The following is a 21,825-nucleotide window of genomic DNA, read 5'->3' on the forward strand; positions in this document are numbered from 1 at the left end:
AGATACCCGCAAGCCCTGGGGGCGGTGGCGTGACCGTGACGGATGCACAGCAGCAGGAGACCAACGGGACCGGTGGTCAGCGACGGGTCCTGGTCGTGGAGGACGAGCCGACCATCGCCGAGTCCATCGCCGCCCGGCTGGGCGCCGAGGGCTTCCGGGTGGCGATCTCCCATGACGGGCCCACCGCCGTGGACTGCTTCCAGACCTGGCAGCCCGACCTGGTGGTGCTGGACGTGATGCTGCCCGGCTTCGACGGCCTGGAGGTGTGCCGCCGGATCCAGGCGCACCGCCCGGTCCCGGTGCTGATGCTGACCGCACGCGACGACGAGACCGACATGCTGGTCGGGCTCGGGGTCGGCGCCGACGACTACATGACCAAGCCGTTCTCCATGCGCGAGCTGGCGGCCCGGGTCAACGTCCTGCTGCGCCGGGTGGAGCGGGCCCAGCTGGCGGCCCGCACGCCGATGGGCGGCACCCTGCGCCTCGGCGAGCTGGAGATCGACAACGTCCAGCGCCGGGTCCGGGTGGCCGGCGGCGACATTCACCTGACGCCCACCGAGTTCGACCTGCTGGCCTGCCTGGCCCAGCAGCCCCGGGCGGTACTGACCCGCGAGCAGCTGCTCGCCGAGGTCTGGGACTGGACCGACGCCTCCGGCACCCGCACCGTCGACAGCCACGTCAAGGCGCTGCGCCGCAAGATCGGAGCCAACTGGATCCGCACCGTGCACGGCGTCGGCTACGCCCTGGAGGCCCCGACGCCATGAGCGCCACCAGGGGGGCGAGGAGCAGCGTCCAGCAGGAAGCCGCGCGTCCCGGCCCGCTGCGCCGCGCCGCGCAGCGGGTCTGGGCGGATCTGCGCCCGCTGGACCCGCTCCGCTCGATCAAGGCCAAGCTCGCGGTCCTGGTGATCACCTCGGTGTGCATCTCCACCCTGATGGTGGTGCTGGCGCTGAACTCGGACACCCAGATCCGCATTGTGATGATCTTCTCCGTGGTGGCCTCGCTGCTGATCACCCAGCTGCTGGCGCACGGGATGACCGCGCCGCTGCGGGAGATGACCGCGGCCGCGCGAGCCATGGCCGCCGGCGACTACAGCCGCGAGGTGCGGGCGACCTCGCGCGACGAGGTGGGCGAGCTGGCCACCGCCTTCAACACCATGGCCGCCGACCTGGAGGCCGCCGACCGGCAGCGCCGCGAGCTGATCGCCAATGTGTCGCACGAGCTGCGCACCCCGATCGCCGCGCTGCGCGCCGTGCTGGAGAACGTGGTCGACGGGGTGGTCCGGCCGGAGCCGGCCACCATGGCAGCGGCCCTGGAGCAGACCGAGCGCCTGGGCCGGCTGGTCGCCCATCTGCTCGACCTCTCCAAGATCGCGGACGGGGTCACCTCTCTGGACACCCGGGAGTTCGGCGTCGAGCCCTTCCTCTCCGGGGTGCTCCGCGGCCTGAGCATGGACGGCTCCACCTCCGGCGGGGCCAGCCGCAGGCGCCATGACGTCTCGCTCTCGCTGGACGTCTCCCCCGGGCTCACCGCCGTCGCCGACCCGGAGCGGCTGCACCAGGTGGTCGCCAACCTGGTCGACAACTCCTGCCGGCACAGCCCGAGGGACGGCACCGTCACCGTCCGCGCGCGGGCGCTCGGCAGCGGCGGCCACGAGGGCCTGCTGCTGGAGGTCGCCGACCAGGGCCCCGGCATCCGCCCCGAGGACCGGCACCGGGTCTTCGAACGCTTCAGCCGCGGCAGCGGTGCCTCCGCCCAGGGCCCCGGCAGCGACGGCGGCACCGGTCTGGGCCTCGCCATCGCCCGCTGGGCGGTGGACCTGCACGGCGGGACCATCGCGGTCGCGGACTCCCCGGTGGGCTGCCTGATCCGGATCACCCTGCCGGGGCAACGCTCGCCTGTCCGTTTGGGACAGACCTGAGACAATTGCCCGAAGTGCGGTCGGCAGCTCGGTGAAATCGACCTGAATGTCGTGATTTTCCGACCGGCCCGGACCGAACAGCCAATCGTTATCCCCGATCACGACCGACTTCACACATCGATTTCGCGCCAAAACCGACGGCCGGACTGTGATCTGCGCGACGGCCGGGGGGCGGGACCTGCGCGGACAGGTGTCGGGGGCGTAGCCTTGGCATCCGCTGTCCACCATTCTTAAGGAAGCGGAAGAGGGCGGTTGCCGCCGTGTCGCCAGAGTCCCCCCATACCTCGAACAGCTCTACCAGCACCGACCCGGGCTTCGGCCCGAACGAGTGGCTGGTCGACGAGATCTACCAGCAGTACCTCCAGGACCCGAACTCCGTCGACCGGGCCTGGTGGGATTTCTTCGCCGACTACAAGGCCGGTGAGAAGGCGGGCCAGTCGGGTGCCCCCGCCGGAGCCGAGGTGACGGCGGCAGCACAGACCGCCGCGGCCCCCTCGACCCCGGCAGCGGCCCCCGCGCCGCCGCCGACGCCCGCGCCGGTACCGGCTCCCACGCCGGCCGCCGCCCCCGCACCGCCGGTCGCCACTCCGGTCGCAACTCCGGTCACCACCCCTGCCGCACCGGCCGTCGCCGTGCCGCCGAAGCCCCCGGCTCCGCCCGCACCCGCGCCCCGGTCCGCCTCCACCCCGGCCGATGTGGCCGACACCCCTAAGGACAGCAAGAACGTGACGTCCCCCGTCGCCCCCACCGGTCCCGAGCTGATCGCCCTCAAGGGCCCCTCTGCACGGATCGTGGCGAACATGGACGCCTCGCTCTCGATGCCGACCGCGACCAGCGTGCGTGCCGTCCCCGCGAAGCTGCTGATCGACAACCGCATCGTCATCAACAACCACCTCAAGCGCGCCCGCGGTGGGAAGGTCTCCTTCACCCACATCATCGGGTACGCCATGGTGCAGGCCATCAAGGCGATGCCGGCCATGAACCAGGGCTTCCAGGAGAAGGACGGCAAGCCCTTCCTGGTCAAGCCCGAGCACGTCAACCTCGGTCTGGCGATCGACCTCACCAAGCCCAACGGCGACCGCCAGCTGGTCGTGGCCGCCATCAAGAAGGCCGAGACCCTCGACTTCTTCGGCTTCTGGCAGGCCTACGAGGACATCGTCCGCCGGGCCCGCCAGAACAAGCTGACGGTGGACGACTTCTCCGGCGTCACCGCGTCGCTGACCAACCCCGGCGGCATCGGCACGGTCCACTCCGTCCCCCGCCTGATGCCCGGTCAGGGCACCATCCTGGGCGTCGGCGCGATGGAGTACCCCGCCGAGTTCCAGGGATCGTCCCAGGAGACCCTCTCCCGCCTGGGCGTCTCCAAGGTCATGACGCTGACCTCGACCTACGACCACCGGGTCATCCAGGGCGCGCAGTCCGGCGAGTTCCTGCGCACCATGCACCAGCTGCTGCTCGGCCAGGCCGACTTCTACGACCAGATCTTCGAGTCGCTGCGGATCCCCTACGAGCCGGTCCGCTGGGCCACCGACGTGGACAACAGCCACGACAACGAGGTCAACAAGACCGCCCGGGTCATGGAGCTGATCCACAGCTACCGGGTCCGCGGCCACCTCATGGCCGACACCGACCCGCTGGAGTACAAGCAGCGCAAGCACCCCGACCTGGACGTCCAGGCGCACGACCTGACGCTGTGGGACCTGGAGCGCGAGTTCGCCGTCGGCGGCTTCGCCGGCCGGGCGACCATGAAGCTGCGCGACATCCTCGGCGTGCTGCGCGACTCGTACTGCCGCACCATCGGCATCGAGTACATGCACATCCAGGACCCCAAGCAGCGCCGCTGGATCCAGGCCCGGGTCGAGCGCGGCCACGACAAGCCCGAGCGCGAGGAGCAGCTGCGCATCCTGCGCCGACTCAACGCCGCCGAGGCGTTCGAGACCTTCCTGCAGACCAAGTACGTCGGCCAGAAGCGCTTCTCGCTGGAGGGCGGCGAGTCCGTCATCCCGCTGCTGGACGCGGTGCTGGACTCGGCCGCCGAGGCCAAGCTGGACGAGGCCGTGATCGGGATGGCCCACCGCGGCCGCCTGAACGTGCTGGCGAACATCGTCGGCAAGTCCTACGCCCAGATCTTCCGCGAGTTCCAGGGCAACCTGGACCCCAAGTCGATGCACGGCTCCGGCGACGTCAAGTACCACCTGGGCTCCGAGGGCACCTTCACCGGCATCGACGGCGAGAGCCTCAAGGTCTCGCTGGCCGCCAACCCCTCCCACCTCGAAGCGGTGGACCCGGTCGTCGAGGGCATCGTCCGCGCCAAGCAGGACATCCTGGACAAGGCCGGCAACTCCTTCGACGTGCTCGCCGTGCAGATCCACGGGGACGCGGCCTTCGCGGGCCAGGGCGTGGTCGCCGAGACCCTGAACATGTCGCAGCTGCGCGGCTACCGCACCGGCGGCACCGTGCACGTGGTGATCAACAACCAGGTCGGCTTCACCGCCGCCCCGGCCGCCTCCCGCTCGTCCACGTACTGCACCGACGTGGCGCGCATGATCGAGGCCCCGATCTTCCACGTCAACGGCGACGACCCGGAGGCCGTGGTCCGGGTGGCCCGGCTGGCCTTCGAGTTCCGCCAGGCGTTCGGCAAGGACGTGGTCATCGACCTCATCTGCTACCGCCGCCGCGGCCACAACGAGGCCGACAACCCCTCGTTCACCCAGCCGCTGATGTACGACCTGATCGACAAGAAGCGCTCAGTGCGCAAGCTCTACACCGAGGGCCTGATCGGTCGCGGCGACATCACCGTCGAGGAGGCCGAGCAGGCGCTCAAGGACTACCAGGACCAGCTGGAGAAGGTCTTCGTGGAGGTCCGCGAGGCCAACGCCAGCCCGGCCCCGGCCACCAGCGAGCGTCCGCAGGCCACCTTCCCGGTGCGGGTGCAGACCGGCATCTCCCAGGAGATGGTCAAGCGCATCGCCGAGTCCCAGGTCGCCCTGCCGGACTGGCTCACCGTGCACCCGCGGCTGCTGCCGCAGCTGCAGCGCCGCGCCGCCAGCATCGACGACGGCACCATCGACTGGGCCATGGGCGAGACCCTCGCCATCGGCTCGCTGCTGATGGAGGGCCACCCGGTCCGGCTCGCCGGCCAGGACAGCCGCCGCGGCACCTTCGGCACCCGGCACGCGGTGCTGGTCGACCGGGTCACCGGCGAGGACTACACCCCGCTGCTCTACCTGACCGAGGACCAGGCCCGCTACACCGTCTACGACAGCCTGCTCTCCGAGTACGCCGCCATGGGCTTCGAGTACGGCTACTCCCTCGCCCGGAAGAACGCGCTGGTCGCGTGGGAGGCCCAGTTCGGCGACTTCGTCAACGGCGCCTCCACCATCGTCGACGAGTTCATCACCTCCGCCGAGGCCAAGTGGGGCCAGACCTCCGGGGTCACCCTGCTGCTGCCGCACGGCTACGAGGGCCAGGGACCGGACCACTCGTCCGCGCGCATCGAGCGCTTCCTGCAGATGTGCGCCGACAACAACATGACGGTGGCTCAGCCGACGCTCCCGTCCAACTACTTCCACCTGCTGCGGTGGCAGGTGCACAACCCGCACCACAAGCCGCTGATCGTCTTCACCCCGAAGTCGATGCTGCGGCTGAAGGCCGCGGCCTCCAAGGCGGAGGAGTTCACCGGCGGAGCGTTCCGCCCGGTGATCGGCGACTCCACGGTCGACCCGGCCAACGTCCGCAAGGTCGTCATCACCGCCGGGAAGTTCTACTACGACCTGGAGGCGGCCCGCACCGAGCGCGGCATCACCGACACGGCACTGGTCCGCGTCGAGCGGCTGTACCCGCTGCCGATCGCCGAGCTCCAGGAGGAGCTGCAGCGCTACGGCGACGACGTCCAGTACGTCTGGGCCCAGGAGGAGCCGGCCAACCAGGGCGCCTGGCCGTTCATCGCGCTCAACCTGGTGGACCACCTGGACGTGGTCGTCGGCCGCAACGCCAACGGCTCCCGCCTGCGCCGCGTCGCCCGCCCGGCCTCCTCGGCCCCCGCCGTCGGCTCCGCCAAGCGCCACGCCGCCGAACAGCACCAACTCGTCGAGGACGTCTTCGCCATCTAACCCCCGACCCGACGGGCCCGGCACCCATGGTGCCGGGCCCGTCGGCATGTCCCCCCGCGCTACCATCGGACGGCCGTACACAAACAACGGGGGTGGTATGTCCCGGATCGACCGCGCGCTCAACCCAGGCCGCTACGACGGGGCCGCTGCGCCGCCCGCGGACACCGTGCTCTGCGTGCCCGCGCACCCGCAGTACCCGCCCGACCTGCAGCCGCGGATCGTCTTCGAGCTGCTGGAAGGCCCCACCGGACCGGTACCGGTCGCCTTCACCTCACCGCAGTTGCTCATGGAGCGGCTCGGCGCGGCCCAGCCCTGGGTGGCAGCCTCCGCCGAATGGTTCGTCGGACTGATGCGGCGCGCCGGTCTCGGCGCCGTCCACCTGGATCCGCAGACCGACCCGACCGCCCGACGCTGGACGTCCACGGACCTCGCCGAGTACCGGAAGGAAGCGTGATGGGCGCCGGATACCAGGTCGTCCTCGGCGACCTCTCCAGCATGGCCGGCACCTTCCACGCCGAGGCGGAGAACTACCGCGGCCTCAAACCCAAGGTCACCCCACCGGTGGCGGACGGCGGCGACCCCGGCCTCAACCAGGCCATGGGGATACTGCTGGACGCCATCGACGGCCTGCACACCAAGATGGCCGACCGGATCGACGAGCACGGCGACAAGTTGACGTACGCCCACGACTCGTACCAGCGCAATGACGTGGACGTCCACGGGGTCTTCGAAGACCTCATGGCGGAATAGGCGGACGGCGACATGTCAGAGAGCTGGATCGGCGGCGACATCAGCGGCATCCAGGCGATGGGCACGACCCTCACCGGTGCCAGGGAGGATCTGGACGGCGTGGTGAAGCCGCTCAGCGGGAAGGTCGACTCGCTCGTGGGCGACGCCGGCTGGCAGGGCGACTCCGCCGAGGAGTTCCGGGGAAAGTGGAGCGAGGACGCGATCACCGCAGGCGGGCTCGCCGACCTGATCGGCTCGGTCGGCTCCGTCCTCACCGAGTTGGGCGGCCAACTCGCCGCCGCGGAAAGCGCCCTTTACAACGCCGCCGACGCGGCCAGGGGCAAGGGTGTCGCAGTGGGACCGCGGGGCGAACCCCTCGAAATGGTGACCGCCAACCCGCCCAGCCCCAAGGAACGGCAGGCGATCACCGAGTTGAACTCCTACGGCGAGGTCTACCGACAGATCACGTACACCGCCCAGCAGGCCCGGGTCCAGGCGGCGGAACAGCTGAAGCGGCTCTTCGACGACATAGACCCCAACAGCCCGATGAAGACCGCCGACAAGGCCACCGCCTCCGCCTTCCTGCGCGACCTCTATGCCGCGAAGGACGATCGCGGCACCGCCCAGGCGGAGGAGGCCAGGAGCAAGCTCGACTCAGCGTCCAAAGGCACCCAGGACGCCTGGGCCAGGCTCAACTCCGAGCGCCAAGCGCTCAAGGCCGCAGGCAAGGACATTCCCCATGACCTTCCCGAGGACGCGGCCTATCATGCCTCCATCAAACAGGTCAAAGCCCTGAACAGCGAACTCGAAGCCGCCGAGGCCAACCGCGGCACCTTCGACAGGACACTCAACTACAAGCTCGCCGACGCCGCCCGCGACCTGAAGATGTTCGAAGGCCTCGACCGCCTCCCGGAGTTCCTCCGCGACATCCCGGTCCTCGACATCGCCGCCGCCGGCGTGGTCGGCGTCACCGAGACCCAGGAAGACCACGACAAGGGCTGGTCCTGGACCCACTCCGCCCTCGTCGACGGCGGAGCAGCACTCGGAGGGTTGGCCGTGGGTGCTGCGGTCGTGGCCTCGCTGCCGGAAGACGCAGCTGCGGGCGTACTCGCCCTCGGGGCCGGCGGTGTCATGTTCGGCGTATACGCCGTGGACAAGGCATTCCATGAACATTGGAGCGAGGACATTCACGATCACGGCATCATCGGCGGCGTCGCCCAGGGCAGCTGGAATGTGGTCAAGGGCGCCGGTACCAGCATCGTCGACGACGCGAAGGGGATGTGGCACGGTGTCACCAGTCTCTTCTGAGCGCCCCTACCCGCGCTCCCTGCCGCCGGACGTTCGTCCACTCCCGGTGAAGAACATCGGAACAACCTGGGTGGAACGCGGGCGCCCCTACTGGAGCCGCCGCATCCTCATCGCCATCGGCCAACTGGTACTGCTGCTCCTGATCCTTGGTCTGGCTCTGGCCGGATGGGCGTGGATCGGCGACGGCTCCATCGCCCACTCGTGGGTGCTACCACTCAGGATCGCCGCATGTGTCGCGTTTGTGGTCGGTTTTCTCTTCGGACTGCGCCAGACCCTGGTGACCCGCACACTCGACCTGACTCCGGAGCAGTGGCAGGACCGGCGGCTCAGCTACCGCACCCAACACCCCGTACTGACCAATCCCCTGCTCAACCGCATCGTGCTCATCCTCTTCCTCCCAGTGACGGGCCCGGGCGGGTTCGGCTTCATGACTGCCTACCTCCTCGGCGCGATCTTCTGTCGCGAACTTGTGGCCGAGCGTGGGGCGCGACTCCAGTTCGAGGCCGAGCTTCGCGCGCACGGCAAGCCCGGGTGAGATCCGCAGGCCGAGTCACCTTCCGTGGGTAAGTAGGCTCGTGCCTACCCGTTACCGCCCCCACCAGGAGATCCATCCGTGTACTTCACTGACCGAGGCATCGAGGAGTTGCAGAGTCGCCGTGGCGAGGAGGAGGTCAGTTTTGACTGGCTGGCCGATCGGCTGCAGGAGTTCGTGGACCTGAATCCGGAGTTCGAGGTTCCGGTCGAGCGGCTGGCGACCTGGCTGGCGCGGTTGGACGACGAAGACGACGAGTAGAACTGCTTGACTTCCCGGAAACACGATATATCGTGAATAGCAGAGGACGCGATACATAGCGCGTCCTCGCCAACCTATTCGGGGAGTCGGCATGGCCGAGCAGTGGACTGTCAGCACACCTACGACGCTCACCTTCGACGCCGAGGTCACCCGCCTCCGCGTGCGTACCGTCGCCGGCGCCGTGAACGTCGTCGCCGCCGACGGGCCGGCCAGGCTCGAAGTCACGGAGCTTGAGGGGCCACCCCTCCAGATCACCCTCGACAAGGGCGAGTTGGTCGTCACCTACGAGGACCTGACCTGGAAGGACTTCTCCTGGAAGTCCCTGGCCACGTTCATCGGCACGTGGCGGGAGAGCACCCGCCGCCGTGCCGTGGTCTCCCTCGCGGTACCCCACCTGACCCGGATCGAGCTCGGTTCGGCCTCCTCCGACACGGTGATCTCCGGCATCGCCGCCCCGGTCACCGTGCACAGCGCCAGCGGCTCGACCACCCTGGTCGGCGTGTCAGGACCGGTGGACGCCAACACCGTCTCCGGCAGCGTCCACGCCCAGTCCGTCTCCGGCGACCTCAAGGTCAACACCGTCTCCGGCGAGCTGACCGTGGTCGAGGGCGCCAGCCGCAACCTCAAGGCCAACTCGGTCAGCGGCCCGGTCACGGTGGACCTCGCCCGCGACAACACCACCGACGTCAGCCTCACCAACGTCTCCGGCGAGGTCGCCCTCCGCATCCCGGCGCCCGCCAACGCGCAGATCCACGCCAACACCACCAGCGGCGACGTCTCCAGCGCCTTCGACGAGCTCCGGGTCGGCGGCACCTGGGGCGCCAAGCAGCTGACCGGCACCCTCGGCAACGGCTCCGGCAAGGTGAAGATCACCACCGTCTCCGGCTCCGTCGCCCTGCTCCGGCGTCCCGCCCCGGAGGACGGCGGGCTTGATGTCACAGCCCCCAAGGTCCTCGACTTCAGCAAGGAGGACGAGGCATGAGCCCCGTTTTCGCCCATGGCCGTCTCCGTCTCTACCTCCTCAAGCTGCTGGACGAGTCCCCGCGCCACGGCTACGAGGTGATCCGCCTCCTGGAGGAGCGCTTCCACGGGCTCTACGCGCCCTCGGCCGGCACGGTCTACCCCCGCCTGGCCAAGCTCGAACAGGAGGGCCTGGTCTCGCACACCGTCGAAGGCGGCCGCAAGGTCTACCGCATCACCGACGCCGGCAAGGCCGAACTGGCCGACCGCGCCCCGGAGATCGACGCCCTCGAAGCGGAGATCCACGAGTCGGTGACACACCTGGCCGACCAGATCCGCGAGGACGTCCGCGACTCCGCGAAGGACCTCCGCGAGGAGATGCGGCGCGCGGCCAAGGAGTCCCGCCGCCAGACCAAGAGCGACTCCAAGGGCTGGGGCCCGGACCCGGTCTGGGGCGACGGACCCTGGCCCGGCATGGACAAGGAGTCCTGGCAGCGCACCAAGGAGGAGTGGCGCGTCGCCAAGGAGCAGGCCAGGGAACAGGCCAGGCAGGCCAAGGAACAGGCCCGCAACGCCCGCGAGGAGGCCCGCGCCACCCGCGAGCAGACCAAGGCGCTCCGCGACCAGGTCAGGGCCGAGGCGCACCGCATCGGCGAGCAGATGAAGGCCGGCGACTGGCCCTCCGGCCTGGGCGAGGGCCTCGCCGAACTCACCCGCACCCTCACCCGCCTCTCCGACCCCACCCGCTGGGCGCCGCCGGCCCAGAGCGAGCCGGCCCAGAGCGAGCCGGTCGACAGCGAACCGCTCGACCTGGGCAAGGAGACCGACCTCCCGCCCTGGACGATCACCAACCCCTCCAACGACCCGCTGCGCGAGTTCAGCAGCCTGCTGGACCGCTTCCGCGACGAAGCCCGCGACGCCGCGCGGGACGGCGGGTTCGCCGCGGGGGACCTGGCCCGGGCGCGGGCCGTCCTGGCGGCGGCGGCCAAGAGGCTGCGGGGGGAGTAACCGCCCGGGGCGCGGGGTTCGGTCTGTGGGGAGCGGCTCGGCGCCGTTTCGCGCAGTTCCCCGCGCCCCTGAAAGCTCAGGGCGTCAGCACCAACTTGCCGAAGAGGTCGCCCTTTTCCATTCGTTCGAACGCCTCGCGGGCGTCGCCCAGTGCCAGGACCGAGTCGATGATCGGTCGGATGCCGGTCGTCGCGCACATGGACAGCAGGCCGGCCAGCTCCTCCTTGGTCCCCATCGTCGAACCGACGACCTTCAGTTCCAGGAAGAAGATCCGGGTCAGCTCGGCAGCAGGGTTCGGCCCGCTCGTCGCACCGGAGATGACGATCGTCCCGCCCGGCCGCAGCGACTTCACCGAGTGCGACCAGGTGGCCGCGCCCACGGTCTCCATGACCGCGTCCACCCGCTCCGGCAGCCGTGCCCCGTTGGCGAAGGCCGCGTCGGCGCCGAGTTCCACGGCCCGCGCACCCTTGGCCTCGTCCCGGCTGGTGACCCACACCCGCAGCCCGGCCGCCTTGCCCAGCACCACCAGCGCCGTGGCGACTCCGCCCCCCGCACCCTGCACCAGCACGGTGTCCCCCGGCCGGACCCCGGCATTGGTGAACAGCATCCGATAGGCCGTCAGCCAGGCCGTCGGCAGGCACGCCGCCTGCTCGAACGAGAGCTCCTTGGGCTTCGGCAGCAGATTCCAGGTCGGCACCGCCACCTTCTCCGCGAAGGTCCCCTGGTACCGCTCGGTCAGGATCGACCGCGGCTCGCCCACCCGGACCCCGTACCCGCTCTGGCCGATCACCGAGTGCAGCACCACCTCGTTGCCGTCCTCGTCGACCCCGGCCGCGTCGCACCCCAGGATCATCGGCAGCCGCTCCCCCGGCAGCCCGACCCCCCGCAGCGACCACAGGTCATGGTGGTTCAGGCTCGCGGCCCTGACCGTGACGACGCTCCACCCCTCCCTGGCCTCCGGCTCGGGGAGCTCGCCCAACTCAAGACCGCTCAGCGGGTCATCGGCATCAGTACGCGCAGCGTAGGCAGCAAACATGGCACCGACCCTAGCCGTCACGGGGTGTCCCCAGGCGGCGCGGAAACGTGGCTTTTTTCACCCCCGCCCCACTGCACAACCCGCGCCGCAGGCACAACCCCCGCCGAAGGCGAAACCTCAGCGCCGCGCCACCCCTTCGGCCCGAGCCGCCGCCGCCACCGCCTTCGTCACAGCGTCAGCAACCCTCGGGTCGAACGGACTCGGAATGACCTCCTCCGCCGACAGATCGTCACCCACCAGATCCGCCAGCGCATCCGCCGCCGCGATCTTCATCCCCTCGGTGATCCGCGACGCCCGCACCTGCAGCGCCCCCGCAAAGATCCCGGGGAAGGCCAGCACATTGTTGATCTGGTTCGGGAAGTCGCTCCGCCCGGTGGCGACCACCGCCGCGTACCGGTGCGCCACCTCCGGGTGCACCTCCGGGTCGGGGTTGGCCATCGCGAAGATGAAGCAGTCCTTGGCCATCGTGGCGACAGCCGCCTCGGGCACCGTCCCCCCGGAGACCCCGATGAACACATCGGCCCCGGACAGCACCTCCACCAGCGTCCCGCTCAGCCCGCCCCGGTTGGTCAGCTCCGCGATCTCCCGCTTCACGTCCGTGAGGTCGGACCGCCCGACATGCACCGCGCCCTGCCGGTCGCACAGCACCACGTCCCCGATCCCGGCCCCCACCAGGATCTTGGCGATGGCGATCCCCGCCGCCCCGGCGCCCGAGATGACGGCCCGCAGATCGCCCAGCCCCCGCCCGGTCAGCTTCGCCGCGTTCCGCAGCGCCGCCAGCGTGACCACCGCGGTCCCGTGCTGGTCGTCGTGGAAGATCGGGATGTCCAGGGCCTCCTGCAGCCGCCGCTCGATCTCGAAGCAGCGCGGCGCGGAGATGTCCTCCAGGTTGACTCCGCCGAAGGACGGCGCCAGCCGGATCACCGTCTCGACGATCTCGTCCACGTCCTTGGTGTCCAACGCGATCGGCACCGCGTCGACCCCGCCGAACTGCTTGAACAGGATCGCCTTGCCCTCCATCACCGGCAGCGACGCCTCGGGCCCGATGTCCCCGAGCCCCAGCACGGCGGTCCCGTCCGTCACCACAGCAACGACATTGGACTTCCAGGTGTAGTCGTTGACCAGCTCGGGCTGCTCCGCGATGGCGGTGCACACCCGGGCCACCCCGGGGGTGTAGGCCAGGGACAGGTCGTCGGCGTCGCGCACCGGCACAGTCGCACTGATCTCCATCTTCCCGCCGCGGTGCAGCGCGAAGGCGGGATCGATCGACTCCAGCCTTTCGGGGGTCCCCGACCCCTTGTCCTGCTCGTCCAGGGGGCGGGGGGTGATGATCTCGGCTGCCACGATGACCTCTTCGTCGTCGTACGGGGAGGTCGGTCGGCCGCCGCGCGCACGAGTGGCGGGGCCGCCGGCCTCCATGAGGGTTGGGGGGAACGTCCGGGAAACGGCAGAGCGTCCGGTCGGTGCCTCTCCCGACACTAGCCGGGCAGCTACCTCCGCACCTCTGTCTTTTCGTCCGCGTAACCGGGCCGGCAACGGCCGTCCCATCGTTCGATCCGCCCGCACAGGCGGCACTACTGCACTCGAACGAGGGACGCTCAAACAACCGGGTCACCACGGAACCGAGGAGCCGACCAAGGCGACGAAGCGCTTCGGCTCCGGAGCCTGCGTCGTCGGCTTCCGGTCCTCGCGCCTCCCGGATCGGTCCCGATCCGGTGGCCTGCTCCTGCAACGGGGGTCACCCGTTATGCGATTTTGACACAGGTAGTGACCCGAATGGCAGTGCAGGAGTGGCAAGATTCGATCTCATTCACTGGTCGCGGCGCCGCATAAAGGTGTGCACCCCGCTGTGACGACCGCGTTTCCCTCGCCCCACAGGAGGAACCCTCATGGCCAGCTCGATAGCCAAGCGCATCATCGCGACCGGTGCCGTAGTCGCAGCCAGTTCCCTGGTGCTGACCGCCTGCGGCAGCTCCAAGATCAGCGGTAACTCCGGCGCCGCCCCCAACGCCTCGCAGAGCGTCAACGCGGCCGGACCCGACGCCGCCCTGGTGGCCATGGTCCCCGCCGATCTCAAGACCAAGGGCACCCTCACGGTGGCCACCGACTCGACCTATGCGCCCGACGAGTTCAAGGACGCCAGCGGCAACGTCGTCGGCATGGACATCGACATGGGCAACGCCATCCTGGCCAAGCTGGGCCTGAAGGCGGACTGGCAGAGCGCCGGATTCGACAGCATCCTCGGCGGCATCACCGCCAAGAAGTACGACCTCAGCCTCTCCTCCTTCACCGACACCCAGGAGCGCGAGAAGCAGGTCGACCTGGTCCACTACTTCACCGCCGGCGAGGCCGTCGCCGTACTGACCGGCAACCCGGACAAGATCGGCACCACCGCCGCCGACCTCTGCGGCTTCAAGGTCGCCGTCCAGTCGGCCACCACCGAGGCCGACGAGATCAAGAACACCATCAACCCCGCCTGCAAGGCCGCCGGCAAGAAGAGCATCCCCAACAACGGCGACCAGTTCGAGGCCCAGACCGACGCCACCACCGCGCTCACCTCCAAGCGCGACCAGGCGATGATGGCCGACTCCCCGGTCATTGACTACGCCATCAAGCAGAGCAACGGCGCGCTGCAGAAGCTGGGCGACAACTACAACGTCGCCCCCTACGGCATCGTCGTCCCCAAGGGCAGCGGCCTCGGCCCGGCCATCCAGGGCGCCATCAAGGACCTGATCAAGGACGGCACCTACGGCCAGATCCTCAGCAAGTGGGGCGTCGCCTCCGGCGCGCTGACGGCCGACCAGATCACCCTCAACGGCGCCACCAGCTGACCGCCGCCCGGGCCAGCTGCAGACCACGGTCGAGAGAACGAGAGCGCTGACGTGACTACTCCTCAGGACACCACTCCTGGGGTGCCCCCGACCAGGGAACGGCCCGAGGACATTCGGGCCGTTCCGGTCAGGCACCCCGGACGCTGGGTCGCCATCGCCTGCATCGCCGTGCTCGCGGCGATGTTCCTGCACGCGATGATCACCAATCCGGTCCTGCACTGGGACGTCGTCGGACAGGTCTTCACCTATCCGACGGTGATCCAGGGCATGGAAAAGACGCTGCTGCTGACGCTGTGCGCGATGGTGCTCGGCATCGTCGGCGGCATCCTGCTGGCGGTGATGCGGCTGTCCCGCAACCCGGTGCTGAGCGGGGTCTCCTGGCTCTACATCTGGGTGTTCCGGGGCACCCCCGTACTGGTCCAGCTGTTCTTCTGGAACTTCATGGGGGCGATCTTCCCCAGGATCGGTCTGGGCATCCCGTTCGGCCCGACCTGGGTGTCCTGGGACTACAACTCCCTGGTGCCGCTGTTCATGGTCTGCGTGCTGGGCCTGGGCCTGAACGAGGCCGCCTACTTCGCGGAGATCGTGCGGGCCGGCATCCTCTCGGTGGACGAGGGCCAGGCCGAGGCCGCCGCCTCGCTGGGGCTGACGCATGCGCAGACCCTGCGCCGGATCGTGCTGCCGCAGGCCATGCGGGTGATCATCCCCCCGGCCGGCAACGAGACCATCTCCATGCTGAAGACGACCTCGCTGGTCAGCGCGATCGCCTTCGAGGAGCTGACCCGCGCCGGGCAGGACATCGGGGCGCGCACCCTCTACATCATCCCCTCGCTGATCGCGGTCAGCTTCTGGTACCTGCTGTTCACCTCGGTCCTGTCGATCGGCCAGTTCTACATCGAGCGGCACTACGGCCGCGGCACCAACCGCGCGCTGCCCTCGACCCCCTGGCAGAAGGTCAAGGCCAATGTGCTGACCCTCAGCCTGCGCAACCCCGGCGGCACCACCGGAGGCTCCCTGTGACCACTCCCCTCCAGCCCATGGTCCGCGCCGAGCAGGTGCACAAGTCCTACGGCCAGCTCGAAGTCCTCAAGGGCATCGACCTGGAGGTCCAGCCCGGCGAGGTGTTCTGCCTGGTCGGCCCGTCCGGCTCGGGCAAGTCCACCTTCCTGCGCTGCATCAACCACCTGGAGCAGATCAACGCCGGAAGGCTCTACGTCGACGGCGACCTGATCGGCTACCGGGAGAAGAACGGCAAGCTGCACGAGCTCAAGGACCGCGAGGTCGCCCTCAAGCGGCGCGACATCGGCATGGTGTTCCAGCGCTTCAACCTGTTCCCGCACCTCACCGCGCTGGAGAACGTGATGGAGGCGCCGGTTCGGGTCAAGGGCGAGCCCAAGCAGGCCGCCCGGGAGCGGGCCGAGGCCCGGCTCGCCCAGGTCGGCCTCGCCGACAAGGGGGCCAGCTACCCCTCCCAGCTCTCCGGCGGCCAGCAGCAGCGGGTGGCCATCGCCCGCGCCCTGGCCATGGAACCCAAGCTGATGCTCTTCGACGAGCCCACCTCGGCGCTCGATCCCGAGCTGGTCGGCGACGTCCTGGACTGCATGCGGGAACTGGCCGAGCAGGGCATGACCATGATCGTGGTCACCCATGAGATGGGCTTCGCCCGCGAGGTCGGCGACGCCCTGGTCTTCATGGACGGCGGCGTCGTGGTCGAATCCGGCCACCCCCGTGAGGTTCTGACCAACCCCCAGCACGAGCGCACCCGCGCGTTCCTCTCCAAGGTGCTGTGAGTACGCTCGGTCCGGAACCTCGCGGCCCCGGCGCCGGTCCCTCCACAGTGGGGACCGGCTCCGGGGCCGCAATGCTGTGAATCGTAATAGGCTGGTACCGAGCCCAGCCATTACTAACGAGGAGCGACACCGTGGAGCTCGCCTCCTACGCCGAGCTGGCCGTACGGCTGGTCAACACCGAGGAACCCGCCCGCGGCAGGGACGGGCTGACCACGGTGGAGGCCGTGCGCCGGCTGTTCAGCGGCAGCAGCAGGGGCGGCCGGCTGGCCGACGAGGGGGACCTGCCCAAACTCAGGTCGGTACGGGTACGGCTGCGGGCGGTCTTCGAGTCGGCGGCCGAGGGCGACGAGACCCGCGCGGTGAACCTGCTCAACGAGCTGCTGACGGAGTACCCGGTCAGCCCGGTGGTCTCCGGGCACGGGTTCCTGGACGAGAACGGCCGCCCGCAGTGGCACATGCACCTGGCCGAGAACGCCGGCACCGCCACCGCGCTGTTCGCCGCCGGCGCCAGCATGGGCCTGGCGGTCCACCTCACCCAGCACGGGGTGGACCGGCTCGGCATCTGCCAGGCGGCCCCCTGCCGCAACGCCTATCTGGACACCTCCACCAACCGCTCCCGGCGCTACTGCTCCGACCGGTGCGCGACCCGCGCCAATGTCGCGGCCTACCGGGCCCGCAAGCGGGAGGCGGCGGCAGGGGCAGGGGCCTAGCGGGCGGGTGCGGACCGTAGCTGGTCGGTCGCGCAGTTCCCCGCGCCCCTACGAAGCTGCAACTCACCCGCAGAGGTTCAGTTGCCGCACCCGAAAACGATCAGAACCTCACTGGCTGACGACACGCCGGAACGCCCCGAACCGCCGGGCCAGTGCATACGGCACCCGGTCCAGCAACCGCTCCAGCGGCCGCGGCGGTGCCAGCAGCGACGGCCTGGGCACGATCCGGAACAGCACCCGCCCCAGCACCAGCTCGTCCGGCACCGGACCGAAGTCCCGGCTGTCCCCCTCGACCTGGCTGTTGTCCGACAGCAGCCACCAGCCGCCGCGACGCCGCTCCACCGCCCGCTTGACCACGAACAGCTCCTGCCGCAGCGGATGCCGGGCCACCACGATCGCCCCGGCCCTGATCCGCCCGCCGTAGCGGCAGAACAGCCGGTCGCCGTGGGCCAGCGTGGGCGCCATCGACGGTCCGTCAACATCGAGCACCCCGTACCGCCCAGGGGTGCCCCCGCCCTCCGGGGGTTCCTGGGGAAGGGTGGCCGGGAGCGGGTCGTGCTTCTGCTCAGCCATGCCGTTCCGTTCCTCGCTGCTCGTCCCGCGCCGCGGTGCCCCACTGCTGCCGCGACTCCATCTTCTCCCACCGCGCCGGGAAGTCCACGTCCCGTACGGCTTTTGTCCTAGGACCGGGCCCTGGACGCGATTCGACGGACGATCCGGAGTAATCTCGTGCGCGGGAAGACGATCACAGGAAAGGGACCTCCATGTTCTCTCGGCTGTTTGCACCGCGGATCACTGTCCACGCCCACTGCGACCTGCCCTGCGGTGTCTACGACCCCGCCCAGGCCCGCATCGAGGCGGAGTCGGTCAAGGCCACCCAGGAGAAGTACCAGGCCAACGACGACCCGCACTTCCGCGCGCGTGCCATCGTCATCAAGGAGGAGCGCGCGGAGCTGGCCAAGCACCATGTCTCGGTGCTGTGGTCCGACTACTTCAAGGCCCCGCACTTCGAGAAGTACCCCGAGCTGCACACCCTGGTCAACGACACCCTGAAGGCGCTCAGCGCGGCCAAGGCGTCCACCGACCCGGCGACCGGCCAGAAGGCCCTCGACCTGATCGCCGAGATCGACAAGATCTTCTGGGAGACCAAGAAGGCCTGACCTTCCTGGACTGCCGGACAGCAGGGGCCGGACGGGGCAACCCGTCCGGCCCCTGCTGCATGCCCGGCGGGCCCGGGCTCACTCCTCCGCGTGGTCCACCAGGGCCTCCTCGTAGTCGAGTTGGCGGATCAGCCGGCGCAGCAGTTCGTCGTCGATGCGGTCGCTGTCCCGCAGTTCGACGAAGACGTCGCGCTCGGCGGCGATGGTCGCCTTCCCCAGCCGCCGGTAGACCGCGTCGGCGGACTCCCCGGTCTCCTCGTCCACCGCCGCGCCCAGCCGCTCCCAGACGCCGTTCTGGCGGCGTTCCAGCACCCGCCGCAGCCGCTGCTCCAGCGCCTCGGGGAGCTGGTTCCGCGGATCGGTGAGGAGCTGGTCGAGCCGGTCCACGGCGGCCAGCGAGGCGTCGTTCTGCGCCTGGGCCTGGATCAGCACCCGCCGCTGCGGATCGACCTCGGGCAGCGGCAGGAGCCGCACCAGCTTGGGCAGCGTCAAGCCCTGCAGCAGCAGCGTGCCGATGACCACCACGAAGGTCAGATAGAGGATCAGTTCCCGCCCCGGGAAGGGGCTGCCGTCGTCCACGGTCTCCGGGATGGAGAAGGCGACGGCCAGCGAGACCACCCCGCGCATCCCGGCCCAGGCGATGACGAACGGCCGGGTCCATTCGGGGACGCCCTCCCGCTCCCGGATCCGGGAGCTCAGCAGGATCGGCAGGTAGGTGGCCGGCCAGCACCAGACGAACCTCACCACGATCACCGCTCCCAGCACCAGCAGGGCCCAGCCCAGCAGCTCCGCCGAGGAGTACCCGCGCAGCGCCCGCAGCACCACCGGGAGCTGCAGTCCGATCAGGGCGAAGACCGTGGACTCCAGGATGAAGGCGACCATCCTCCAGACCGAGTCCTCCTGCAGCCGCAGCGCGAAGTCCACGGTGTGGGCGTGGTGGCCCAGGTAGAGGCCGACCACCACCACCGCGATCACCCCGGAGGCGTGGAAGGCCTCGGCCGCCGCGTAGGCCGCGAAGGGCACCAGCAGCGAGAAGGTGTTGAGCAGCAGCGGGTCCTGCAGCCGCTGCCGGGCCCACTGCAGCGGCACCATCAGCACCAGGCCGACGGCGGTGCCGCCGAGCGCGGCGAGCAGGAACTCGCCGAAGGCGGTCCCCCAGGAGAAGCCCTCGCCGAGGGCGGCGGCGACGGCGACCCGGTAGGCGGTGATCGCGGTGGCGTCGTTGACCAGGCTCTCGCCCTGCAGGATGGTGACGACCCGGGCCGGCAGGCCGACCCGGCGGGCGATCGCGGTGGCCGCCACGGCGTCGGGCGGGGCGACCACCGCGCCGAGGACGAAGGCCGCGGCGATGGGCAGTCCGGGGATGGCCGCGTAGACGATCAGGCCGACGACCACCGTGCTGAACAGCACGAAACCGATGGAGAGCATCGCCACCGGGCGCACATTGGCCCGCAGACTGCGGTAGGAGCTGTCCAGCGCCGCCGTGTACAGCAGCGGCGGCAGGACCAGCGGCAGGACCAGTCCGGGATCGAGGGTGTAGGTCGGGACGCCGGGGACGTAGGCGGCGGCCAGGCCGACGGCGACGAGCAGCAGCGGGGCCGAGAAGCGCAGCCGCCGGGCCACGCCGGCGACGGCGGCGCTGCCCGCGATGAGCGGCAGCAGAGCGCTTGAGGACATGGTTGCAACTTTCGAAGAATGGGGTCTTCGCGAAGCTTCCGAAGGGGACCGGGACAGGGGGCGGGAGAGGGTGCCGGCGACGGGGGCTGGCAGGATGGGGTCGGGGAGAGGGGGCGGCAGGTGTTCCAGGGTTACCGCAGGAAACGGAAGCACAGCGATGCGCAGGAGCGCGAACGGCGCGCTGTGAGCCCGGCGGCGGGCTCCCGTACTCTGGTCGCTATGTCTGGAATGCACGGTTGTCCGCACAGCGCCGCCCTGCCCGACCCGGAGCCCGAGGCGCTCGCCGAGACCTGTCCGGAGTGCGTGGTGCTCGGCCAGCACCCGGTCCAGCTGCGCAAGTGCCTGGTCTGCGGGCACATCGCCTGCTGCGACTCCTCCCCCAGCCGGCACGCCACCGCGCACTTCCACGCCACCGGCCATCCGGTGATGCGCTCCTTCGAGCCGGGCGAGTCCTGGCGCTGGTGCTACGAGGACCGCTCCCTGGTCTGAATCCCTGGCCCGAGCAGCGCCCCAGTAGGCTCGACGCCATGATCCGTGAAGCGCGCCCCGACGACATCCCGCAGATCCTGGCCTTCGTCCGGGAACTGGCCGAGTACGAGCGGGCCCTGGACGACGCCAGGGCCACGGCGGAGCAGCTGCACACGGCCCTGTTCGGCCCGCATCCGGCGGCCTTCGCCCACATCGCCGAGGACGACGGCACCGGCGAGCCGGTGGGCTTCGCGCTCTGGTTCCTCAACTTCTCGACCTGGAAGGGCGTCCACGGGCTCTACCTGGAGGACCTCTACGTCCGCCCGGAGGCCCGCGGCGGCGGCCACGGGAAAGCGCTGCTGGCCACCCTGGCGCAGATCTGCGTGGATCGCGGCTACGGACGGCTGGAATGGTCGGTACTGGACTGGAACGAGCCCTCGATCGGCTTCTACAAGTCCCTCGGCGCCGTCCCCATGGACGAGTGGACCGTCTTCCGCCTTACCGGTGCGCCGCTCGCCGCACTGGGCACGGCAGGGAATTGACCACTCCCGGGCGATATCCTCACCCGCACTGCCACGCTTCGCAGCTGACGACTTACCATGAGTCATCCGAAGGGCGTAACGGACAAGCCGGTTCTCTGTGTGGCGACATCGCACCGAGGATCGCGATAGCGTCACCTCCCGGGCGGAATACGCCCGCACGAGCTGCACTTGCTGAGAACAACCGCTCGGCGGCGGTGTCCGCCGCGGCGGCGCAACACCAACGGAGGTGAGGGTGTCCCAGATCGACGGCGAGCCCGACGCGAAGGACTTCGTCGAAGTCCGGCTGCCCGCGGCGGGTGCCTACCTCTCGGTCCTGCGAACCGCGACAGCGGGTCTCGCGGCCCGACTCGACTTCACCCTCGACGAGATCGAGGACCTGAGGATCGCGGTCGACGAGGCCTGCGCCATCCTGCTCCAGCAGGCGGTACCGGGCAGCGTGCTGCGCTGCGTGTTCCGCCTGGTCGGCGACTCGCTGCGGGTGACCGTGTCGGCGCCGACCACCGACGGCCGCGCCCCCGAGCGCGACACCTTCGCCTGGACGGTGCTCTCCGCGCTGGCCGGTGAGGTGGAGTCGACCGTGGAGGAGGACCGCACGGTCACCATCAGCCTGCACAAGAAACGCGGCGCCGGGCCGGGCCAGCCTTGAGGGTCTTGCAGGTCGTGAGGGTCTTGAGGGTACGGACAAGTTGATCCCGGAACGGAACGGAACGGGGGATCGCCGTGAGTGATCTGGACCGCGGCAGCGGTGCCGGGCTGCAGTCCGGTACGGGTAGGAGCGCC

General features: G+C 69.9%; 22 protein-coding genes. 18 read left to right on the forward strand and 4 right to left on the reverse strand.

Going from position 1 to position 21,825, the window contains the following annotated elements; translation table 11 throughout:
- The first annotated feature begins 35 nt into the window (after positions 1-35).
- From IF29_RS0121425 to IF29_RS0121470, 10 genes are all read left to right on the forward strand, one after another.
- Positions 36-764 (forward strand): response regulator transcription factor, encoded by a 729-nt coding sequence (locus tag IF29_RS0121425; protein ID WP_030257395.1) that lies wholly within the window; start codon positions 36-38, stop codon positions 762-764.
- The gene (locus IF29_RS0121430; RefSeq protein WP_051725605.1) at positions 761-1,921 is read left to right on the forward strand and encodes a sensor histidine kinase; all 1,161 of its coding nucleotides are present in this window, start codon (positions 761-763) and stop codon (positions 1,919-1,921) included. Before IF29_RS0121425 ends, IF29_RS0121430 begins: the two co-directional genes overlap by 4 nt.
- 260 nt (positions 1,922-2,181) lie before the next feature.
- Positions 2,182-6,033, forward strand: coding sequence for a multifunctional oxoglutarate decarboxylase/oxoglutarate dehydrogenase thiamine pyrophosphate-binding subunit/dihydrolipoyllysine-residue succinyltransferase subunit (locus IF29_RS0121435; RefSeq protein ID WP_030257401.1), 3,852 nt, complete (start codon positions 2,182-2,184; stop codon positions 6,031-6,033).
- A gap of 97 nt (positions 6,034-6,130) precedes the next feature.
- Positions 6,131-6,487, forward strand: coding sequence for an SAV_915 family protein (locus tag IF29_RS0121440; protein WP_051725606.1), 357 nt, complete (start codon positions 6,131-6,133; stop codon positions 6,485-6,487).
- Positions 6,487-6,783: a DUF6317 family protein gene (locus tag IF29_RS0121445; RefSeq protein WP_030257407.1), complete on the forward strand. Its 297-nt coding sequence runs from the start codon at positions 6,487-6,489 to the stop codon at positions 6,781-6,783. The genes IF29_RS0121440 and IF29_RS0121445 overlap by 1 nt, the downstream gene beginning before the upstream one ends.
- Before the next feature lie 12 nt (positions 6,784-6,795).
- The gene (locus tag IF29_RS0121450; RefSeq protein ID WP_030257408.1) at positions 6,796-8,070 is read left to right on the forward strand and encodes a WXG100 family type VII secretion target; all 1,275 of its coding nucleotides are present in this window, start codon (positions 6,796-6,798) and stop codon (positions 8,068-8,070) included.
- A 46-nt stretch (positions 8,071-8,116) separates the two neighbouring features.
- Positions 8,117-8,605: a hypothetical protein gene (locus tag IF29_RS0121455; RefSeq protein ID WP_157623859.1), complete on the forward strand. Its 489-nt coding sequence runs from the start codon at positions 8,117-8,119 to the stop codon at positions 8,603-8,605.
- A gap of 78 nt (positions 8,606-8,683) precedes the next feature.
- Positions 8,684-8,863 (forward strand): DUF6104 family protein, encoded by a 180-nt coding sequence (locus tag IF29_RS0121460; RefSeq protein ID WP_030257414.1) that lies wholly within the window; start codon positions 8,684-8,686, stop codon positions 8,861-8,863.
- 91 nt (positions 8,864-8,954) lie between these two features.
- Positions 8,955-9,845: a DUF4097 family beta strand repeat-containing protein gene (locus tag IF29_RS0121465; protein ID WP_051725607.1), complete on the forward strand. Its 891-nt coding sequence runs from the start codon at positions 8,955-8,957 to the stop codon at positions 9,843-9,845.
- Positions 9,842-10,831, forward strand: a complete 990-nt coding sequence (locus tag IF29_RS0121470; RefSeq protein WP_030257419.1) for a PadR family transcriptional regulator — start codon at positions 9,842-9,844, stop codon at positions 10,829-10,831. Before IF29_RS0121465 ends, IF29_RS0121470 begins: the two co-directional genes overlap by 4 nt.
- 76 nt (positions 10,832-10,907) lie before the next feature.
- Here IF29_RS0121470 and IF29_RS0121475 read toward each other — a convergent pair whose 3' ends face one another.
- Both IF29_RS0121475 and IF29_RS0121480 read right to left on the reverse strand, forming a co-directional pair.
- A complete protein-coding gene (locus IF29_RS0121475) occupies positions 10,908-11,867 on the reverse strand; it encodes a zinc-binding dehydrogenase (protein ID WP_030257421.1) in 960 nt (319 codons plus the stop codon).
- A 117-nt stretch (positions 11,868-11,984) separates the two neighbouring features.
- Positions 11,985-13,211, reverse strand: a complete 1,227-nt coding sequence (locus IF29_RS0121480; protein WP_030257423.1) for an NAD(P)-dependent malic enzyme — start codon at positions 13,209-13,211, stop codon at positions 11,985-11,987.
- 545 nt (positions 13,212-13,756) lie between these two features.
- Between IF29_RS0121480 and IF29_RS0121485 the strand changes: the two genes are divergently transcribed.
- From IF29_RS0121485 to IF29_RS0121500, 4 genes are all read left to right on the forward strand, one after another.
- Positions 13,757-14,698 (forward strand): ABC transporter substrate-binding protein, encoded by a 942-nt coding sequence (locus IF29_RS0121485; protein ID WP_051725608.1) that lies wholly within the window; start codon positions 13,757-13,759, stop codon positions 14,696-14,698.
- 51 nt (positions 14,699-14,749) lie between these two features.
- The gene (locus tag IF29_RS0121490; protein ID WP_051725609.1) at positions 14,750-15,718 is read left to right on the forward strand and encodes an amino acid ABC transporter permease; all 969 of its coding nucleotides are present in this window, start codon (positions 14,750-14,752) and stop codon (positions 15,716-15,718) included.
- A gap of 17 nt (positions 15,719-15,735) precedes the next feature.
- Entirely contained in the window at positions 15,736-16,488 is a 753-nt protein-coding gene (locus tag IF29_RS0121495; RefSeq protein ID WP_030257428.1) for an amino acid ABC transporter ATP-binding protein, read from the forward strand.
- Positions 16,489-16,619: 131 nt separating this feature from the next.
- Positions 16,620-17,198 carry a CGNR zinc finger domain-containing protein gene (locus IF29_RS0121500; RefSeq protein ID WP_030257430.1) on the forward strand — a complete coding sequence of 193 codons (579 nt, stop codon included), beginning with the start codon at positions 16,620-16,622 and terminating at the stop codon, positions 17,196-17,198.
- A 108-nt stretch (positions 17,199-17,306) separates the two neighbouring features.
- Here IF29_RS0121500 and sodX read toward each other — a convergent pair whose 3' ends face one another.
- Positions 17,307-17,771, reverse strand: a complete 465-nt coding sequence (gene sodX, locus IF29_RS43765) for a nickel-type superoxide dismutase maturation protease (protein ID WP_051725610.1) — start codon at positions 17,769-17,771, stop codon at positions 17,307-17,309.
- A gap of 191 nt (positions 17,772-17,962) precedes the next feature.
- Between sodX and sodN the strand changes: the two genes are divergently transcribed.
- Positions 17,963-18,358: a superoxide dismutase, Ni gene (gene sodN, locus IF29_RS0121510; RefSeq protein WP_030257434.1), complete on the forward strand. Its 396-nt coding sequence runs from the start codon at positions 17,963-17,965 to the stop codon at positions 18,356-18,358.
- 78 nt (positions 18,359-18,436) lie between these two features.
- Here the strand turns inward: sodN and IF29_RS0121515 are convergent, their stop codons facing one another.
- Positions 18,437-20,035, reverse strand: coding sequence for a Na+/H+ antiporter (locus tag IF29_RS0121515; RefSeq protein ID WP_030257436.1), 1,599 nt, complete (start codon positions 20,033-20,035; stop codon positions 18,437-18,439).
- Between the two features lie 228 nt (positions 20,036-20,263).
- Here IF29_RS0121515 and IF29_RS0121520 point away from each other — a divergent pair, with 228 nt between their 5' ends.
- The 3 genes from IF29_RS0121520 to IF29_RS0121530 all read left to right on the forward strand — a co-directional run bounded on the left by IF29_RS0121520 (position 20,264) and on the right by IF29_RS0121530 (position 21,691).
- On the forward strand, positions 20,264-20,524 hold the full coding sequence (locus tag IF29_RS0121520; RefSeq protein ID WP_030257439.1) for a UBP-type zinc finger domain-containing protein: 261 nt from the start codon (positions 20,264-20,266) through the stop codon (positions 20,522-20,524).
- 38 nt (positions 20,525-20,562) lie between these two features.
- Positions 20,563-21,045, forward strand: coding sequence for a GNAT family N-acetyltransferase (locus IF29_RS0121525; RefSeq protein ID WP_030257441.1), 483 nt, complete (start codon positions 20,563-20,565; stop codon positions 21,043-21,045).
- 232 nt (positions 21,046-21,277) lie between these two features.
- Positions 21,278-21,691: an ATP-binding protein gene (locus IF29_RS0121530; protein WP_030257444.1), complete on the forward strand. Its 414-nt coding sequence runs from the start codon at positions 21,278-21,280 to the stop codon at positions 21,689-21,691.
- Positions 21,692-21,825: the final 134 nt, after the last annotated feature.

The sequence above is a fragment of the Streptacidiphilus jeojiense genome (genome assembly GCF_000719095.1).
GTDB lineage: Bacteria > Actinomycetota > Actinomycetes > Streptomycetales > Streptomycetaceae > Streptacidiphilus > Streptacidiphilus jeojiensis.

Bases quoted from the DNA above. Each gene is read 5' to 3' on its own strand.
- sodN (WP_030257434.1), top strand. From the start codon at position 17,963: ATGTTCTCTCGGCTGTTTGCACCGCGGATCACTGTCCACGCCCACTGC.
- IF29_RS0121515 (WP_030257436.1), bottom strand. From the start codon at position 20,035: ATGTCCTCAAGCGCTCTGCTGCCGCTCATCGCGGGCAGCGCCGCCGTC.
- IF29_RS0121465 (WP_051725607.1), top strand. From the start codon at position 8,955: ATGGCCGAGCAGTGGACTGTCAGCACACCTACGACGCTCACCTTCGAC.
- IF29_RS0121525 (WP_030257441.1), top strand. From the start codon at position 20,563: ATGATCCGTGAAGCGCGCCCCGACGACATCCCGCAGATCCTGGCCTTC.
- IF29_RS0121445 (WP_030257407.1), top strand. From the start codon at position 6,487: ATGGGCGCCGGATACCAGGTCGTCCTCGGCGACCTCTCCAGCATGGCC.
- IF29_RS0121520 (WP_030257439.1), top strand. From the start codon at position 20,264: ATGCACGGTTGTCCGCACAGCGCCGCCCTGCCCGACCCGGAGCCCGAG.
- IF29_RS0121495 (WP_030257428.1), top strand. From the start codon at position 15,736: ATGGTCCGCGCCGAGCAGGTGCACAAGTCCTACGGCCAGCTCGAAGTC.
- IF29_RS0121475 (WP_030257421.1), bottom strand. From the start codon at position 11,867: ATGTTTGCTGCCTACGCTGCGCGTACTGATGCCGATGACCCGCTGAGC.
- IF29_RS0121430 (WP_051725605.1), top strand. From the start codon at position 761: ATGAGCGCCACCAGGGGGGCGAGGAGCAGCGTCCAGCAGGAAGCCGCG.
- IF29_RS0121485 (WP_051725608.1), top strand. From the start codon at position 13,757: ATGGCCAGCTCGATAGCCAAGCGCATCATCGCGACCGGTGCCGTAGTC.
- IF29_RS0121440 (WP_051725606.1), top strand. From the start codon at position 6,131: ATGTCCCGGATCGACCGCGCGCTCAACCCAGGCCGCTACGACGGGGCC.
- sodX (WP_051725610.1), bottom strand. From the start codon at position 17,771: ATGGCTGAGCAGAAGCACGACCCGCTCCCGGCCACCCTTCCCCAGGAA.
- IF29_RS0121450 (WP_030257408.1), top strand. From the start codon at position 6,796: ATGTCAGAGAGCTGGATCGGCGGCGACATCAGCGGCATCCAGGCGATG.
- IF29_RS0121470 (WP_030257419.1), top strand. From the start codon at position 9,842: ATGAGCCCCGTTTTCGCCCATGGCCGTCTCCGTCTCTACCTCCTCAAG.